The organism is Pseudoneobacillus rhizolycopersici (assembly GCF_054786815.1).
This window is the reverse complement of the sequence record NZ_JBTOOE010000024.1, coordinates 1-17,093: the sequence shown is the minus strand read 5'-3', so window position 1 is coordinate 17,093 and position 17,093 is coordinate 1. Positions and strand designations below refer to the sequence as shown.

The 17,093-nt window shown below is 38.9% G+C and carries 17 protein-coding genes and 1 riboswitch; of the genes, 1 reads left to right on the top strand and 16 read right to left on the bottom strand.

Annotation, left to right across the window (positions count from 1 at the left end; translation table 11 throughout):
* The first annotated feature begins 130 nt into the window (after positions 1–130).
* Entirely contained in the window at positions 131–1,123 is a 993-nt protein-coding gene (locus ACX9YW_RS18885; RefSeq protein WP_460349387.1) for a M23 family metallopeptidase, read from the top strand.
* Positions 1,124–1,146: 23 nt separating this feature from the next.
* On the opposite strand, the gene ACX9YW_RS18880 is transcribed toward ACX9YW_RS18885, so the two are convergent.
* The 16 genes from ACX9YW_RS18880 to ACX9YW_RS18805 form a co-directional block, all read right to left on the bottom strand.
* Positions 1,147–1,251 (bottom strand): methionine/alanine import family NSS transporter small subunit, encoded by a 105-nt coding sequence (locus ACX9YW_RS18880; protein ID WP_460349385.1) that lies wholly within the window; start codon positions 1,249–1,251, stop codon positions 1,147–1,149.
* Position 1,252: 1 nt separating this feature from the next.
* Positions 1,253–2,758, bottom strand: a complete 1,506-nt coding sequence (locus ACX9YW_RS18875; protein ID WP_460349383.1) for a sodium-dependent transporter — start codon at positions 2,756–2,758, stop codon at positions 1,253–1,255.
* 285 nt (positions 2,759–3,043) lie between these two features.
* Positions 3,044–3,799, bottom strand: a complete 756-nt coding sequence (gene yunB / locus ACX9YW_RS18870; RefSeq protein ID WP_460349381.1) for a sporulation protein YunB — start codon at positions 3,797–3,799, stop codon at positions 3,044–3,046.
* A gap of 120 nt (positions 3,800–3,919) precedes the next feature.
* Positions 3,920–4,222: a YunC family protein gene (locus tag ACX9YW_RS18865; protein WP_460349380.1), complete on the bottom strand. Its 303-nt coding sequence runs from the start codon at positions 4,220–4,222 to the stop codon at positions 3,920–3,922.
* A 69-nt stretch (positions 4,223–4,291) separates the two neighbouring features.
* Complete coding sequence (locus tag ACX9YW_RS18860; RefSeq protein ID WP_460349378.1) at positions 4,292–5,116, bottom strand: sulfite exporter TauE/SafE family protein; 825 nt, start codon at positions 5,114–5,116, stop codon at positions 4,292–4,294.
* A 50-nt stretch (positions 5,117–5,166) separates the two neighbouring features.
* A complete protein-coding gene (locus ACX9YW_RS18855) occupies positions 5,167–6,012 on the bottom strand; it encodes a DUF72 domain-containing protein (protein WP_460349376.1) in 846 nt (281 codons plus the stop codon).
* Positions 6,013–6,137: 125 nt separating this feature from the next.
* Positions 6,138–6,680 carry a DUF421 domain-containing protein gene (locus ACX9YW_RS18850; protein ID WP_460349374.1) on the bottom strand — a complete coding sequence of 181 codons (543 nt, stop codon included), beginning with the start codon at positions 6,678–6,680 and terminating at the stop codon, positions 6,138–6,140.
* 431 nt (positions 6,681–7,111) lie between these two features.
* Positions 7,112–8,509: a Fe-S cluster assembly protein SufB gene (gene sufB, locus ACX9YW_RS18845; protein ID WP_460349372.1), complete on the bottom strand. Its 1,398-nt coding sequence runs from the start codon at positions 8,507–8,509 to the stop codon at positions 7,112–7,114.
* Between the two features lie 169 nt (positions 8,510–8,678).
* A complete protein-coding gene (gene sufU, locus ACX9YW_RS18840) occupies positions 8,679–9,116 on the bottom strand; it encodes a Fe-S cluster assembly sulfur transfer protein SufU (RefSeq protein ID WP_460349370.1) in 438 nt (145 codons plus the stop codon).
* A complete protein-coding gene (locus tag ACX9YW_RS18835) occupies positions 9,106–10,335 on the bottom strand; it encodes a cysteine desulfurase (RefSeq protein ID WP_460349368.1) in 1,230 nt (409 codons plus the stop codon). Before ACX9YW_RS18835 ends, sufU begins: the two co-directional genes overlap by 11 nt.
* The gene (sufD, locus tag ACX9YW_RS18830) at positions 10,335–11,645 is read right to left on the bottom strand and encodes a Fe-S cluster assembly protein SufD (RefSeq protein ID WP_460349366.1); all 1,311 of its coding nucleotides are present in this window, start codon (positions 11,643–11,645) and stop codon (positions 10,335–10,337) included. Before sufD ends, ACX9YW_RS18835 begins: the two co-directional genes overlap by 1 nt.
* A 19-nt stretch (positions 11,646–11,664) precedes the next feature.
* Complete coding sequence (gene sufC, locus ACX9YW_RS18825; RefSeq protein WP_460349364.1) at positions 11,665–12,450, bottom strand: Fe-S cluster assembly ATPase SufC; 786 nt, start codon at positions 12,448–12,450, stop codon at positions 11,665–11,667.
* Positions 12,451–12,755: 305 nt separating this feature from the next.
* Positions 12,756–13,595: a MetQ/NlpA family ABC transporter substrate-binding protein gene (locus ACX9YW_RS18820; RefSeq protein WP_460349362.1), complete on the bottom strand. Its 840-nt coding sequence runs from the start codon at positions 13,593–13,595 to the stop codon at positions 12,756–12,758.
* A gap of 15 nt (positions 13,596–13,610) precedes the next feature.
* On the bottom strand, positions 13,611–14,279 hold the full coding sequence (locus ACX9YW_RS18815; RefSeq protein ID WP_460349360.1) for a methionine ABC transporter permease: 669 nt from the start codon (positions 14,277–14,279) through the stop codon (positions 13,611–13,613).
* Positions 14,272–15,297: a methionine ABC transporter ATP-binding protein gene (locus tag ACX9YW_RS18810; RefSeq protein WP_460349359.1), complete on the bottom strand. Its 1,026-nt coding sequence runs from the start codon at positions 15,295–15,297 to the stop codon at positions 14,272–14,274. The genes ACX9YW_RS18815 and ACX9YW_RS18810 overlap by 8 nt, the downstream gene beginning before the upstream one ends.
* A gap of 77 nt (positions 15,298–15,374) precedes the next feature.
* A riboswitch (SAM riboswitch) is annotated at positions 15,375–15,483 on the bottom strand.
* Positions 15,484–15,661: 178 nt separating this feature from the next.
* On the bottom strand, positions 15,662–16,909 hold the full coding sequence (locus ACX9YW_RS18805; RefSeq protein WP_460349357.1) for an MFS transporter: 1,248 nt from the start codon (positions 16,907–16,909) through the stop codon (positions 15,662–15,664).
* Positions 16,910–17,093 lie beyond the last annotated feature (184 nt).

Below are 17,093 nucleotides of genomic sequence, written 5' to 3'. Positions count from 1 at the left end.
GACACTTTAACATACAACAAATTTAAGGACAAGGCACGTGTATTTACTCATTTCCATTATTTAAAAATCATGTAATTTGGAATAAGTTGCACACTATAAGTAGACATGATTTATTGGAGGGCGAATACGTGTGAAAAGCATAATTCATGTAGTAATTTTCGTTTTTCTATTTCTATTGGCCACACCCGTTCACGCGGATACCCAGACTGAAGATTTATATAAGGAACGAATGCAATTATATAAGAAGGTTGAGACTGTGACTCAAATCCCATGGTACTATCTTGCCGCTATCGACCAATATGAGCGTCATATACGCCAAGTCCGTAGAGATTTGCCTAAAGCAACTGGCTTAACCGGCATTTATTTTCCGCCAGAAAAATGGGTCGGCCCCTTTAATCCGATGCTGGATGATGAAAACCCTGTTTCAATTCAGTTTTTCGGTGGGATTGGGATTGATGGTAATGGAGATGGAAAAGCAAGCATGACTGACGACGAAGATGTTCTTCATTCCTTTGCTAATTATCTTCTTTCTTTTGGGATCGACCATGATAACCTCAAAATTGGTCTATGGAATTATTATCAGCGAGATAAGACTGTTGGAATTATTACAGGTAAAGCACAGATCTATAAACATTTCGGTCGAATAGATTTAGATAAGTATGCTTTTCCAGTCCCTATAAGGAGTAATCATAGCTATAAAAATACATGGGGTGATGCAAGAGGGTGGGGTGGCCGACGTATTCATGAGGGTACTGACATTTTTGCAGACTATGGTGTACCCGTTCGTGCAACTAGCTATGGAATTATCGAAATGAAAGGATGGAATCGTTTCGGTGGCTGGCGGGTTGGTATAAGAGATATTAATAACACCTATCATTATTTTGCCCATTTAAGTGGTTTCGCCAAAGATTTAAAGGTAGGGCAAATCGTTGAACCAGGCATGTTAATCGGCGGGGTGGGTAGCTCCGGGTATGGACCCCCGGGGACATCCGGAAAGTTCCCTCCACATTTACATTATGGAATGTACAAAGACAATGGCCGTACAGAATGGTCTTTTGACCCATATCCTCATTTGCGTATATGGGAGCGGCAGGAGCGACAAAGTAAGAAGAAAAGGAGATAGCTCCAATAGCTATCTCCCTTTCTTTATGCCTTTTTTCCTTTCATAACCGCACTGACCACACTTGCGACGAGGCCACCCCATATGATGACAATACCTACGAACATCATCGTGATTGCACTTACTGACATATTATGAAGCCTCCTTTTCGTAATTAGATACAACCTTTTTATCCCATTTAAAGATGGTAAATAGTAATCCGATAATAATAGCCCCTGCTGCTACTAACCAACCAGAATAAATGATGAATTCTGTTGGATACCCTTCATAGTTGTCTTTAATGTTTGTAATAATGTTTTGGATCAACATGTATCCAAGTACTAAAGGAGTTACAACTGCGAGGCAGACCCTCCACCAAGCTCCAATTTTGATATCCGAAATGCCATTTGCATGGGCTTGAAGGTTTTTAAGTTCTCTAAATACCCATGCAATCAGAACAACCTCGACAAGTCCTGCGATTGTTACACCAAAGTTATTGATGAAATAGTCGGCTACGTCTAAGAAATATAATCCACCTTGCGTGGCAAACAAAATCGAAATAAGAGCTGACAGTCCTCCACCGATGGCAACTGCCTTCGTTCTCGAAACTTTAAACTTATCTTGAACCCCGGCAATATACGTTTCAACTATAGAAATTAAGGAAGTTAAACCAGCTAATGTTAGGCAAATGAAGAACGCTGCGCCAAAAAAGCTGTTAAAGGCAGGAAACTCATTGATAATTTTCGGAAATACGACGAACGCTAGACCTACACCAGCTGATACGACTTCACTTACAGGCACTCCTTGTTGGGTTGCCATAAATCCTAATGCAGAAAATACCCCGATACCAGCTAATAGCTCAAATCCTGAGTTGGCAAATCCTGTGATAAATGCACTATTTGTCAATTCTGTTTTCTTTGGTAGATAACTTGAATAAGTTACCATGATAGCAAAAGCTATAGATAAACTGAAGAAGATTTGGCTATAAGCGGCAACCCAAACCTTTGGATCGCCAATTTTGCTCCAATCAGGTTTGAAGAATGCCTCCAATCCTTGGGCTGCTCCATCTAGTGTTATGGCGCGAATGACGATAATTAAAAATAACCCTACTAGAGTTGGAATCATTATTTTATTAGCAATCTCGATCCCTTTTTTTACCCCTTTAAAAAGAATCCCTAATGTAATAACCCATACGATGATTAATGGAATGAATACACCAGGAACTAATGAGCCCATTTGTCCGGGTTTGTCTGCCAAGTGTAAAAATTCTTTAAAAAGGAATTCATCAGGCTTGTCCCCCCACGCTAAGGAGAATGAGAATTTAGAGTATGACATTGCCCATGCAATGATAACCGCATAATAAGTAGAAATAACAAATGAAATAGCTAATTGCCACCAACCAAGTGCCTCAGATTTTTTATTTAAGCGGGCAAAGGTTAATGGTGCAGACCCCCTATACTTATGACCTAAAGTAAATTCAAGTATTAATAGCGGTATGCCTGCTGTTAATAATGCGAATAAATATGGTAAGAAGAAAGCCCCTCCCCCATTTTCATAAGCTACCGCAGGGAATCTCCAAATATTACCGAGTCCAACTGCTGATCCTATCGCGGCTAAAATAAAGCCGGCTCTCGTTCCCCACTGTGGACGATTTTCCATCACTATATTCCCCCTAATTTCCAATATTAGCTAAATTAATAGAAAAATTGGAAGTTTTAATATTTTCAGACTACTTAAAAGATATAACGATAGTATAATAATTTCTCACAAAACTGTCAAAACATATTTCGTAAAAGTAACAAATTACCAAACAACCCAAAGCAAACACACTTTAACCCTTTAAAGCATGTGGGGACTGTCCCCATATTTATTAAAGCACTAAAGCGCTAAAGTACTTTAGTGTTTAATAAATCACACATGCTTTAAAGGGTTAGAGTGGTTTTGTTAGTTTAGTGGTAGTTCAATGGAGGTGCCTTCGCCGTTGCCGCCGTTGTAGTATTGTGGAACTCTGCCTGGGATGGTTCCCATGGCGACTGGAATGTCTTGGATGACTGTTGTTACTTTCGTGGCAAATGGGACAATAATTTGGACATCTACTTTAACCTCGATATACACGGCGACCCATGCATTGTTAATACCAAAAGGTTTTAATTCTGGTTTAACGTCTACCTCCACTTCCCCTATTGAATAAAAACGAACTGGAATTTTGGGTCCTAAGTTACCAAGTAATGCATTATTTGTAGCTTGACCGAGCGGCACTTCATAGACAATTCCTTTTCCCTTTTTAGATTCATTTTCATTTAAGAAAATATCTGTTGTGCTTTCCAAATATTCAAGATTCCCTTTTTCAGCTTCTTTTAAATTTAAATGGACTAATCGCTGTGTTTCCTTCATTACACTACGAATGATTTCGGTATTCAGCCTAACAATAACCCCTTCATCTTTATCTGGTACATACTCAATAATTTCTTTTATATCCATCCCACCGGCACTAGCCTTATATTCGGCCTTACTGATGACCAATGTTGCAATATTTTTGGTTTGAGCTTCTGCATAAGCAATTAAGGCTGGCTCAATTCCCTTATTAATCACCCACAGACCAATGATTGTCGAAATAGTAAAAAAGACAAACGTTATTAAAAATACATATCGAAAAGGTAGCGGACCTTTTCGGGACCTACGTCCCCGAAACTTCGCCAAGACAAATCCCCCCTTACAAGCATATGTATGCGTTCAGGGGGGATTATAGAGATAGTTTTATTTAAAAAACTACTTTCAGATTTGACTATTCATCTGATCGTAGAATACCTTATGAAAAGTTTAGACCATCTTTAACAATGCTTCTTTTCCAATCATGCCCTTGTGAATCCCTAAATTCTCCGCCTCGTATGTGACTGATTCCATTGGGGCTTCTAATAGCTGCTCTATCGTTCTTACTCCCACCGCACGGCAAGCGATAATTTTACGGTCCTTTAATTTTTCGTTTAATAAACCAACATCGAGTGCCCCACACATAATGTACCCCTTATCGTTTGAAACAGCTAAAAGCGTGGTTTTAGGGAGGAGAACGGTAACACTTAAAAAGGTATGACCATCGATAACTATTGGTGAAAGTTCAATCATTAAAATTCGCTCCTTTCCTCTCTTAATAGCTTATGTGAGAGTGAAAAAAGCGTGATAACCGGTCCTATTTTACCCAAATATTCCCTGATAAATTAAACGCAATCCCATGATAATAAAGAAGGCGCGCAGTAGATTCACAAGCGTATTACTCTTTATTTTCGTATTTAAAAATGAGCCAAATTTAGCTCCAAACCATGCGCCCGGGACTAAAGCCAACGCATACAACCAGTTGACGTTTCCTAAAGTAATATGGGTTGCCGAGCTGATTATAGCTGATAGAAAAACTAACAGCATCGATGTAGCAACAGCAACATGTGGTGGAAACATAAAAATCAAAATCATCGCCGGCACCATTAAAGAGCCACCGCCGATTCCAAATAATCCAGAACTAAAGCCAACGACAAATGATACAATAAAACCTAAAAGAGGTTGAAAACCATATTGATGGGTTACCCCACTTGGATCGGTAAAAGTCCGAACGACGCCTTTATCAGTGCGTAGTTTCATTGGCTTCAGTTTATTTTTCACAATCAATAAAATGCCTACAAAAATCATGAAAATCCCAAAATATAAATTAAATGAGTGCAAGTCTAAAAATTTATTAACCCACGCACCGATAATTGCCCCTGGTCCACTACCCGCAAAAAAAATAAAACCACTCTTATAATCAACCGTTTTATGCTTCATATAAGCTAGCGTAGATGAAAGTCCTGTTACAATTAAGATAAGTGATGTGGTACCAACAGCAATCTGCGGTGGAATATCTCCAAGAAGATTCGTATAAGTACCAATTGAAAGCAGGGCAGGAACAATGATAATCCCTCCACCGAGTCCAATTAAAGAACCAATAGAGCTAGCCACTAAACCGATAATTACTAAGACAATCCATTCCATATTGAATTAACCCCTCATTTTTCAAGTTGCCACCCGACTAATGTTTCTTTCTAAAATAAATCTAATTGCCGGGGAGCAAGATTTGAATATTCTATATTTAAAAGTTGCATCAAGTCTTTTGCGTTTTCTGCCGCATCTCCTCCTGAATTATTATTAAACAATATGTAAATATTTTTACATTTTCTTTTTAATTGATGAATGTGGTTAACCCATTCTTGGAGTTCTTGCTGGTTGTATTGATATAAATAACGCACTTCCCGCCAATTAACCCCCTGTTGTTGCTGCCAGCCATGAACATTTCGTCCATGGAACCGGATTAAGAGTTTTTCCTGATTTATGGCCTCTAATACAGTCGGGATTGACCCTAGCCCAACCTGAGGTTCGTCACAAATACTATGAATCCAGTCCTCTTCCCGCATAAATTGTAAAGTCTTTTCACGGTATTGAGGGAAGAACCAAGATTGATGGCGAAACTCTAAAGCGCAAGGGATGTCACCCATTTCATTTTTACAAAATCTAAGATAGTTTACATTTTCTCTATTACAATCAAACCAAGGTGGGAATTGAAATAACACCATGGCTAGTTTGGACGTGTTGAGATATGACTCCAGCGATTCCTTGAAGGCGTCAAACATTACTTGTTTTGTTTCAAAAGGGATTTCCCCTCTTAGATGACCCGTCATACCTTGATAAGCCTTCACAACGAATCGAAACGACTCAGGAGTGTCCCTCATCCATTTTTCCGCATTTCGAAGCGGCTGAATCGCATAGAAGCTGGCATCGACTTCAACAGTTGGAAAATGAGAGGCGTACACTTGGAGTTTATCGCGCAAGGCTGTCCCAGCAGGATAAAGTAAATCCTGGTCACCCCAACCGGTTGTACCAATGTAGATCATGATATGTATCTCCATTTATGAGAAATTTCGTTATCCTAATTATATTAACATAAATTTGATTGTCAGAATATAAAAAATCCGCCTAACTTACTAGACGGTTCTACCACTTTATAAATATGTAACCTTTATTTTGTCTTTTCTTCTAGTTGATTTTCGCTTAGCTGTTCTTTAGGAAAACTAATTTGATATTGTTGCATTATTTTTTCAAATTCCCCTATTGTTAATGGTTTTGCATGTTCCATTAACTCATATCCAATCTCTCCCGATATTTCAATGAAAGCAGTTTTTACATCTGAAAAAGATGATATTCCTTTTTCCCGTAATCTCGCTTCTAATTGATCACCCGTTATACGTAGTTTTTTTAGATTATGGGTTATAACTTTTCCATCCTTGATTACTGGTGTTGGTACTCCAACGAAAATCCTTTTAACAATATTAAATTTAATCGCTATAAATTGAATAAAGATAAGTAATGCTACTAATGAACATAAAGCTAAAATGGTTTTTAATAAACCCGTCTCAGAAATGGCATGACCTGTGGTTGATGCGATAGCTAAAATGGTAATAGTTTCTAACCCTGTCATTTGCGATATGGTTTTTTTTCCAGCAATTCTTAATAAGCAAAACCCTGTAAATAAAATGGCTAACGCTTCCCAAATGTATTGCATGGCTACCTCCTATCAAGAATTACTTTCACTGCTTAAGCTACATATAATTTGATTCCGTATCATTATGACCTATCCGCAATTCAATTATTCTAATTATCGTTGGTATATTAGACTAATATTTAGTCAGGTCACTGGTTTTCCGTATAGTTCCTAAAATCAAAAGGCTATGATAAATTAGTTTGTTGATTTTCGCTACAGGCACTCGCTTTCCGCGGGGCGTCAGGTGAGCCTCCTCGTCGCTTTGCTCCTGTGGGGTACAAATGCTCCCTCTTCGAGGAGCATTTTACCTAGGTCTCACCCTTGCCGCTAATCCCGCAGGAGTCGAGTGCCTTCCGCTACAATCAACAGGTGCAGAAAACAGTATTTCTCTTTACACAATCAATAAAAAAAGAAGGCGAACTTTAAAAGTTCGCCTTCTACAAAATATTTTATTATCCAATAGATCCTTCCATCTCGAACTTGATTAATCTGTTCATTTCAACAGCATATTCCATCGGAAGTTCTTTTGTAAATGGCTCGATGAAGCCCATAACGATCATTTCGGTTGCTTCTTGTTCAGAAATACCGCGGCTCATTAGGTAGAATAATTGTTCTTCAGACACCTTAGATACTTTTGCTTCGTGTTCTAATGAAATGTTATCGTTTAAGATTTCATTATACGGAATCGTATCTGATGTTGATTGGTTATCCATAATTAGTGTATCGCACTCGATATTAGAACGAGCACCGTCTGCTTTGCGGCCGAATTGAACGATACCACGGTACGTTACCTTACCACCATGCTTAGAAATTGACTTCGATACGATCGTAGATGAAGTGTTTGGAGCTAAGTGTATCATTTTTGCTCCAGCATCCTGGTGCTGACCTTTACCAGCGATTGCGATTGATAATGTCATACCACGAGCGCCTTCACCTTTTAAAATAACAGCAGGATACTTCATTGTTAATTTGGAACCGATGTTACCATCAATCCATTCCATTGTCGCATTCTCTTCACAAACAGCACGCTTCGTAACTAGGTTGTAAACGTTGTTCGCCCAGTTTTGAATCGTTGTGTAACGGCAATAGGCATCTTTTTTAATAATAATTTCAACTACAGCAGAGTGTAGAGAGTTAGTTGTATAAACAGGCGCAGTACAGCCTTCTACATAGTGTACATGAGCACCTTCGTCCACAATAATCAAGGTACGCTCGAACTGACCCATGTTTTCAGAGTTGATACGGAAGTAAGCCTGTAAAGGAGTTTCAACCTTGATCCCTTTTGGAACGTAGATAAACGATCCACCAGACCAAACTGCTGAGTTTAATGCAGCAAATTTATTATCTGTTGGTGGAATTACCTTTGCCCAGTGCTCGCGGAAAATGTCTTCGTTTTCCTTAAGTGCTGAGTCCGTATCCTTAAAGACAATACCAAGATTTTCAAGGTCTTCCTGCATGTTGTGGTAAACAACCTCAGATTCATACTGTGCAGAAACCCCTGCTAAATATTTTTGTTCTGCTTCAGGAATACCTAATTTATCAAAGGTAGCCTTGATTTCTTCAGGGACCTCATCCCAAGAACGTTCAGTTTTTTCAGATGGTTTTACATAATAAGTAATTTCCTCGAAGTTTAATGAATTTAGGTCGCCGCCCCATTGTGGCATTGGCATGCTATAGAATAGATCCAGTGACTTCAAACGGAAATCTAACATCCATTGTGGCTCTTGCTTCATTTTTGAAATTTCTTCGACGATTTCTTTCGTTAATCCGCGCTTCGAACGGAAAATCGAAACATCTTTATCGGCGAAGCCATATTTATAATCACCGATTTCAGGCGCTTTTTTTGCCATAATCGAGTCCTCCCTTTCGTTTGAAAAGCGGAAGCGCCTTGCTCAGCCCCGACAAGCATAAGACGAGCCCTGAAAGAAGGCGCTTTTTGCCTTCATTCAGGAATTGGCTTATGACCTCGAGGGTCTAGACGCTGGAGCTGGACAGCTTACCCCGCTTACCCCTGTTTTGTTATTGTTCGTCTTCCTTAAGCCCTTTTTCCATCGCTTTCCAGGCTAAGGTTGCGCATTTGATTCTTGCCGGGAACTTGGAAACACCCTGCAATGCTTCGATATCACCAAGGTCTAAGTCCTCGTCATACTCTTTCCCTTGCATCATGTTGGAGAAAATAGTTGATAATTTGATAGCATCTTCGATTTTTTTCCCTTTAATGGCTTGGGTCATCATCGAAGCGGAAGACATCGAAATTGAACAGCCTTCTCCTTCAAACTTCGCATCCGTTACGATACCATCAGCAACATTCATGGTTAATTGAATACGATCTCCACAAGTTGGGTTATTCATATTTATCGTTAAATTCCCGTCTTCGAGCACACCTTTGTTTCGGGGATTTTTATAGTGATCCATAATAACTTGACGATATAGGGCATCTAAATTGTTAAAAGACATCGCTGAAGTACTCCTTTGTTTTGACAAGCCCACTGACAAGCTTATCAATATCGTCTTCCGTGTTATACAGGTAAAAACTTGCTCTCGCCGTTGCTGATTGTTTTAGCCATCTCATAAGTGGTTGTGCACAGTGATGACCTGCCCGAACAGCAATGCCTTCTGCATCTAATACAGTTGCCACATCATGAGGGTGGACATCATTTAAGTTGAAGGTAACAACCCCTGCACGTTTGGAAGGATCCATTGGACCAAATATCTTAATTCCTTCAATTGTGGACATTTTTTCTAATGCGTATGCTGCTAGTTTATGCTCATGCTCAGCAATCTGCTCTAAACCAATCTCCTGAAGGAAATCAATAGCAGCTCCCAATCCAATGGCGCCGGCAATAATTGGAGTACCACCTTCGAACTTCCAAGGCAGCTCTTTCCATGTTGAATCATATAACTCAACAAAGTCAATCATTTCACCGCCAAATTCGATTGGGTCCATTTTTTCTAACAGACTTTTCTTCCCGTAAAGAACGCCGATTCCCGTTGGACCGCACATTTTATGGCCAGAAAAAGCCAAGAAATCACAATCCAAGTCTTGGACATCGACTTTCATATGTGGAGCGCTTTGTGCCCCATCGACAACCATAATCGCACCGTGTTCATGAGCCATTTTCGCAATATCCTTAATCGGATTAATCACGCCAAGGACATTGGAAACCTGCATGATCGATACAATTTTAGTATTGGAATTAATAGTTGCTTGAAAATCATCTAAAGAAATCGTTCCATCTTCCTGCAGTGGAAGATACTTTAGCTGGGCGCCAGTCTTTTTGGCAATTTGTTGCCAAGGAATGATATTACTATGGTGCTCCATATGGGAGATGACAATTTCATCTCCCTCCTGGAGATTCGCAGCACCGTAACTTGCTGCCACTGTATTAATGGCTGTTGTCGTACCACGAGTAAAAATAATTTCCTCGGTCGACTTGGCATTAATAAATTTACGAACCTTTTCGCGAGCGCCTTCGTAACCATCAGTTGCTCTTGTGCCAAGAGTGTGTACGCCGCGATGAACATTCGAATTATATTCACGATAATATTTTTCTAACGCTTCAATGACTTGAATCGGCTTTTGGGAAGTAGCGGCACTATCCAAGTAGACAAGCGGATGGCCGTTTACTTCTTGATGTAAAATCGGAAATTGTTTTCGAATATCGAGGATATCCATTACTTTACTTTCCTTTCAATAACAGCTGTTAATTGCTCTTTAACTCCTTCAATTGGTAGAGCATTAACAACTGGAGCCAGGAATCCGTGAATGACAAGACGTTCTGCTTCTGTTTTCGGAATCCCTCTACTCATTAGATAGTATAATTGAATAGGGTCAACACGACCGACTGAGGCGGCATGTCCAGCGGTTACATCATCTTCATCAATTAATAAAATTGGGTTCGCATCGCCACGTGCTTTTTCACTAAGCATTAACACGCGTGATTCTTGTTCAGCGTTTGATTTTGACGCACCGTGTTCAATTTTACCGATACCGTTAAAAATCGAAGTAGCTGCATCCTTCATAACGCCATGCTTTAAAATATAGCCTTCTGTGTGTTTTCCAAAATGAACAACACTTGTCGTAAAGTTTTGTGTCTGCTCGCCTCGACCCACAACAACCGTTTTTGTATCACCAAACGATCCGTCACCGATTAAGTTTGTCACGTTTTCGGAAATGGTATTACCGTCGTTCATAAGACCTAAAGACCATTCAATGCGCGCATCTTTTGCTGCAACACCGCGACGGTTCACATAAGTGGTGATTCCTTTTGCTAACGTATCAACCGCGCCGTATTGAACTTTAGAGTTTGGTCCAGCCATTACTTCTGTAATAATATTAAAAACGCTATTTGCAGAATCTACAGTTGAAACATAGTTTTCTACATATGTCACTTTACTATTATCTTCTGTCACGACAATTACATGATTAAACAGATTTAACGCAGCATCATCATGAACAAAGATTGCTTGAACCGGTTCTTGTAGCTCTACATTCTTCGGAACATATACGAAAACTCCGCCGTTCATAAGAGCAGCGTGTAAAGCTGTTAGTTTATGCTCATCTACTTTTACTCCATTTTTCATGAAGTATTTTTGCAATAAATCCCCGTGCTCTTTAGCTGCAGTAAAGATATCCGTAAAAATAACACCATTTTCTTTTAACTCATCAGACAGAGTCAGGTAAGCTGGAGTTGTATTATGTTGGATATAGAGTGACTTGTTAGCAGCATTATCGCCAACTAGTACTTTTACTTGCTCTGGAAGCTCTGATAAAGATTGATATACTTCACTTTTAACAACATGGCTTTCAAATTGTGTGAAGTTCCATTTGTCAATTTTCGTTTTATCAGGCTTTGGTAACGATAGCTGTTCAGCTTGAGCTAAGGCCTGAACTCTTAATTCATTCAACCAAGCAGGCTCGCCAATTTCTTTAGAGAAATTAGCGACATACTCCCCGTTAAATGGTAATTTTGTTTCCGTAGTCATGAAAATTTCCCCCTAACGCTTATGCTTCTTGCCCAACTGTTTCGTCTTCAATACCAAGTTCCTTCTTAATCCAGTCATAACCTTCTGCTTCTAGGCGTTGTGCAAGCTCAGGACCACCTGATTTCACAATGCGTCCTTGCATCATCACATGAACATAATCAGGAGTAATATAGTCAAGTAAGCGTTGGTAGTGAGTGATAATTAAACAACCAAACTCTTCGCCGCGCATTTCGTTAATTCCTTTAGAAACAACTTTTAAAGCATCGATATCTAATCCTGAGTCAATTTCGTCTAAAATAGCAATTTTTGGTTGTAACATCATTAATTGAAGGATTTCGTTACGCTTCTTTTCCCCACCTGAGAAGCCTTCGTTTAGGTAGCGTTGCGCCATATCTTGGTCCATTTCTAAGAAATCCATTTGCTTATCCATTGTGCGGATGAATTTCATTAAGGAAATTTCGTTACCTTCGCCTAAACGGGCATTCATTGCTGAACGTAAGAAATCGGCATTTGTAACACCATTAATTTCACTTGGATATTGCATGGCTAAGAAAAGACCTGCACGAGCGCGCTCATCTACTTCCATTTCTAATACATCTTGATCATCTAAGCTAACGCTTCCACTTGTGACTTCATATTTTGGATGTCCCATGATAGCTGAAGATAGAGTTGATTTACCAGTTCCGTTAGGACCCATGATGGCATGGATTTCTCCACCCTTAACCTCAAGGTTCACTCCTTTTAAAATTTCTTTCCCATCGATTTCAACATGTAAATCTTTAACTGTTAAAGTTGACCCTGCCATTATCTATACCTCCGAAATTTCTTCATTCTCATTTTATTCTCATTACAATCTTATAACAAATCGAATCTAACTGCAACCATTTGGGATTATTTACACTACGGTCATAATGTTAATGTAAATCTTATTTGAATTCATTGATTTACATCAAGTTTATTAGGAAAAAGTCATAAGATAGTTTCTTCCTTGCTCCATTCTTTAATGTATCAGAAGATGGACCAATATACTAATACTTTTATAATGGTAATAAAAAAATGGACAGACTAAAATTAGTCTGTCCGTTACCAAGTTTCTTCCTTATTATATGTTTACTCTTTAACAGGTACAACTGCACCTTTGTATTTTTCTAAAATGAAGTTTTGAATTTCTTCAGAACGTAACACATCAATTAATGTTTTGATTTCTTCTTTGGTTTCATCACCGGAACGAACCGCGATTACGTTCACATAAGGTGAGTCGCTTTCCTCGATGGCAATTGAATCTTCAAGTGGATTTAATCCAGCATCAATCGCATAGTTTGAGTTGATTAATACTGCATCGCCTTCACCATTGTTATAAATTTGTGGAAGTAATGCTGCTTCATATTCCGCATCAAATTGAATATTTTTTGGATTATCAACAATATCTTCTACAGTTGCAGTCGTTTTTTCAACGCCTTCTTTTAACGTGATTAGACCTTGTTTTTCTAGCATGGTTAAAATACGGCCGTGATCCGCAACTGAGCTACTAACAATAATATGAGCGCCATCAGGAAGTTCGTCTAAACTCTTATATTTTTGTGAATAAACTCCGATTGGTTCAATGTGAATTCCACCGGCATTGACGAAATCATAACCCTTCTCAGCAATTTGTGCATTTAAATAAGGAATGTGTTGGAAGTAGTTTGCATCTAATTCCCCAGATTCTAAAGCTTGGTTTGGCAATACATAATCTTGAAAAGTGACGATTTCTAAATCAATACCTTTTTCAGCTAACAGCGGCTTTGCTTCTTCTAAAATTTCCGCATGTGGTACGTTTGAAGCACCTACGACTAGTTTCTTTGTTCCTGCAGTCCCATTCTTGCCTTCTGATTTTTCTTCAGAAGTTCCACAGGCAGCCAGGGCAACTGACAATACTAACATTAATACTAAGCTAAACCATTTTTTCATTTTTCTTTCTCTCCTTTATCGTTTATCTAATTTAGAAGTGATAAAATCACCGATGAACTGAATAATAAAAACTATGATTAAAATAATGATGGTAGCCATTAAAGTGACATCAAAACGACTGCGTTGAAAGCCTTCCAGGTAGGCTAAATTCCCTAAGCCACCTGCACCAATTACACCAGCCATTGCCGTGAATCCTACTAGGGATATGGCTGTTACCGTAATCCCTGATACAAGCGCCGGCATCGATTCCGGAAGTAGTACCTTAAAAATGATTGTGCTCGTTTTGGCCCCCATTGATTTCGCTGCTTCAATAACACCTTTATCTATCTCTCTTAATCCAATTTCAACCATTCTTGCATAAAATGGAGCTGCACCAATAATTAATGCAGGCAAAGCAGCATCTTCACCAATCATCGTCCCGAGTATTAGCTTCGTAAATGGAATTAATAACACGATTAGAATAATGAATGGTATGGATCTGAATATATTTACAACGGCACTAATCAGTGTATTGATCGGCTTATTTTCCCAAATACTTCCCTTTGACGTTAAAAATAACAGTAGCCCGAGTATTATTCCGAGGATAAAGGTTGCCAACACCGAAATACCTGTCATATATAAGGTTTCATTGGTTGCCTGCCACATTTTATCCCAGTTTACGTTTGGAAAGAAATTCTCAATCATTGGTAACCACCTCCACGCCCACCAATTTTGAGCGAATATAATCGATGGCCTTTGTGATTTCGTTCCCTTCACCATCTATGTGAATAAACAATGTCCCGTATGAACCATTTTGGGTTTGATTAATTTTCCCTTGTAAAATATTGACCGTCACATTGTGATGTCTAATTAGTTCAGTTATGAGCGGCTGCTCGGTCGATTCACCAACAAAAGTCAATTGAACAATTTTCCCTTCAGGGAAACGTTGGAGCAAATGCTCTGCTGTTTCTTTCGTTTCTTCTGGTTCAGTTACTTGTTGGACAAATCGTTTTGTAATCGGCTGCTGCGGATTTTTAAATACATCCAAAACCGGTCCGATTTCGACAGTTTTTCCGCCCTCCATAACCGCAACCCGATGGCAAATTTTCTGAATGACATGCATTTCATGGGTGATTAAAACAATTGTTAGTCCTAAGCGCTTATTGATATCAACAAGTAAATCTAATATGCTATCAGTTGTTTGCGGGTCCAAGGCTGATGTCGCCTCATCACATAGAAGGACCTTCGGATTGTTTGCCAATGCGCGGGCAATCCCAACTCTCTGCTTTTGCCCACCACTTAATTCCGAAGGGTAAGCATTTTCTCTGCCCTCAAGACCAACTAATTTTATTAGTTGATCAACTCGTTTAATCCGCTCGGATTTTTTTACCCCGGCAATTTCTAACGGAAAAGCAATGTTTTCACGAACTGTTCTTGACCAGAGTAAGTTAAAATGTTGGAAAATCATACTGATTTCTTGACGCGCTTTTCTTAACTCCGCACCCTTAATTTTAGAAACAAGACGATTGGCGACTGTGACTGTACCGTTCGTTGGGATCTCTAGGCCATTAAGCATTCTGATAAGCGTACTTTTTCCAGCACCACTATATCCGATGACTCCAAATATTTCGCCTTGATTTATTTCAAGATTGACATCATCCACGGCCTTTACTTTTCCGTGTTTCGATGAATAAATTTTTTGGACATTTTTGATACTAATCATGATTTCACCTCTTTTTTGACAAATAAAAAGCCTTTCTGCATAAAAAATGACAGAAAGGCATAATAGTACGATCCTTTCTCTCATCTCCCAAAGCTTAGCTTTGTGTGAATTGGCACCATTTCAATGATTGTCATTGACGGTTGCCGGGCTTCATCGGGCACTTCCCTCCACCTCTCTTGATAAGAGCAAACCAAATTCTATATTTAATTAACACGTTAAAGCGTTTAAGTGATTTCGTAAGTACGTTTGATATCGTAACACGGATAAAATAATGCGTCAATATCTTTTTCGTTACTATTTTTGTGGTAATATTTAGGTGGCAAATCTCGTCATCAATAAACATTTCCCGAGAAATATGTCAAAATCAGGAGGCAGTCTTTAGTGTTCTTTCGCCATCCATTTTACGAAAAACGACATAGTAATACACGGAACCGATTAAATATAAAGTGGCAGTAATCGTAAAAACTGTCGCATAGCCCCAGTAGGTACCGTATTTGATGACAATTCCTGTCGAAACAGGACCCATTAACGCCCAACCTAAGTTGAATACCATCTGATTAACAGAATTCGCTAATCCCTTGACGGAGTCATCGACCATCGACATCATGAGTGATGATTGTATTGGGTTACCGGCATTCATTAATGCTTGCCGAAATAAGAATCCTAATGCTGCTAGCCACAGATGGTCTGTGTAAGCTGTTAATAATAAAAATGGTAGTGATAATAGTTGTAATAACACAACGGCTCGCACCTGTCCAACTTTTTTTACAATCCACGGACCGATGATAATGGCAATCGCGGTGGCTGCTTGACCTAAAGAAATGATAAAACCAATCATCGTATTAGAAGCTGAAAATCGATCAGCAAAATATAAATTTAAATAAGGGATAACGAGTCCTGCCCCAAATCCAATTAACATAGCCGGAATGGCAAAGAGGATAATCATTGTATATTTATTTTTTGTTTGGAGCTGGTTGGTTTTATTAACTTTTAAGTGGTTTGTTCTAGGTTTTTCTTTAAATTTTGTCATTGGAATTATCCCAATAATCATAAAAACAGCCCCGATAAGCAGGGTATAGCGAATACTTTCTACCTCTGAAAAGCCAAATGAGAATAAGTCGGTTAAGGTCCCGCCTAAAATATTTCCAATCACGTTTGCAGCTGTACTGACAGCAAATTGAATACTAAAAAGATGTACACGTTGATTTTCATTTGAATTTTCTGCAAGCCATGGAATACCTGAAACCATCACAAATGCCATTGTTAAGCCCGTTAAAAAAGCAAATATCACAAGAAGGCTCTGGGCTTCGGTAATGCTCCGGCAAATTAACCATATTGCTGTCAAGCCGGCACCAAAGAGCATGACTTTTTTTCGACCGAGCTTATCACTCAAGAATCCAGCCGGGATTAGAATAATTGCGGTTGCTAAGGAATTCATCGAAATGATTTGCCCGTTTACCTGTTCAGAATATCCAAGCTCTCTGACATAAAAATTATAAATAACCATAAAAATGCCCATCCCAATTTGGATGAGGATACTACTTAATAACGCAAGTCTTATATTTCTGTTATAGCTTTTGATTTGTGTGGCCCATTCCTGATAAAATGCCATCCAAGTTCTCTCCCTAATATTTCGTTCCCCTAAACATCATACCGTCGATGGTGGAAATTGTAAATAGAGGAAATTACGTCGAAAAAAATAATGTAGAGTGATGGGTTTAAATTTGGTTATACGTTTTTTGTTATACGGGTTTAATTTCGGTTATACGGGTTTAATTTCAGTTATACGGGTTTAA

Coding starts and splice junctions, on each gene's coding strand:
- ACX9YW_RS18880 (WP_460349385.1), bottom strand. CDS start 1,251: ATGTCAGTAAGTGCAATCACGATGATGTTCGTAGGTATTGTCATCATA.
- ACX9YW_RS18875 (WP_460349383.1), bottom strand. CDS start 2,758: ATGGAAAATCGTCCACAGTGGGGAACGAGAGCCGGCTTTATTTTAGCC.
- ACX9YW_RS18865 (WP_460349380.1), bottom strand. CDS start 4,222: ATGATTGAACTTTCACCAATAGTTATCGATGGTCATACCTTTTTAAGT.
- ACX9YW_RS18860 (WP_460349378.1), bottom strand. CDS start 5,116: ATGGAATGGATTGTCTTAGTAATTATCGGTTTAGTGGCTAGCTCTATT.
- ACX9YW_RS18855 (WP_460349376.1), bottom strand. CDS start 6,012: ATGATCTACATTGGTACAACCGGTTGGGGTGACCAGGATTTACTTTAT.
- ACX9YW_RS18850 (WP_460349374.1), bottom strand. CDS start 6,680: ATGCAATACATTTGGGAAGCGTTAGCCATTTTATTTACAGGGTTTTGC.
- sufB (WP_460349372.1), bottom strand. CDS start 8,509: ATGGCAAAAAAAGCGCCTGAAATCGGTGATTATAAATATGGCTTCGCC.
- sufU (WP_460349370.1), bottom strand. CDS start 9,116: ATGTCTTTTAACAATTTAGATGCCCTATATCGTCAAGTTATTATGGAT.
- ACX9YW_RS18835 (WP_460349368.1), bottom strand. CDS start 10,335: ATGGATATCCTCGATATTCGAAAACAATTTCCGATTTTACATCAAGAA.
- sufD (WP_460349366.1), bottom strand. CDS start 11,645: ATGACTACGGAAACAAAATTACCATTTAACGGGGAGTATGTCGCTAAT.
- sufC (WP_460349364.1), bottom strand. CDS start 12,450: ATGGCAGGGTCAACTTTAACAGTTAAAGATTTACATGTTGAAATCGAT.
- ACX9YW_RS18820 (WP_460349362.1), bottom strand. CDS start 13,595: ATGAAAAAATGGTTTAGCTTAGTATTAATGTTAGTATTGTCAGTTGCC.
- ACX9YW_RS18815 (WP_460349360.1), bottom strand. CDS start 14,279: ATGATTGAGAATTTCTTTCCAAACGTAAACTGGGATAAAATGTGGCAG.
- ACX9YW_RS18810 (WP_460349359.1), bottom strand. CDS start 15,297: ATGATTAGTATCAAAAATGTCCAAAAAATTTATTCATCGAAACACGGA.
- ACX9YW_RS18805 (WP_460349357.1), bottom strand. CDS start 16,909: ATGGCATTTTATCAGGAATGGGCCACACAAATCAAAAGCTATAACAGA.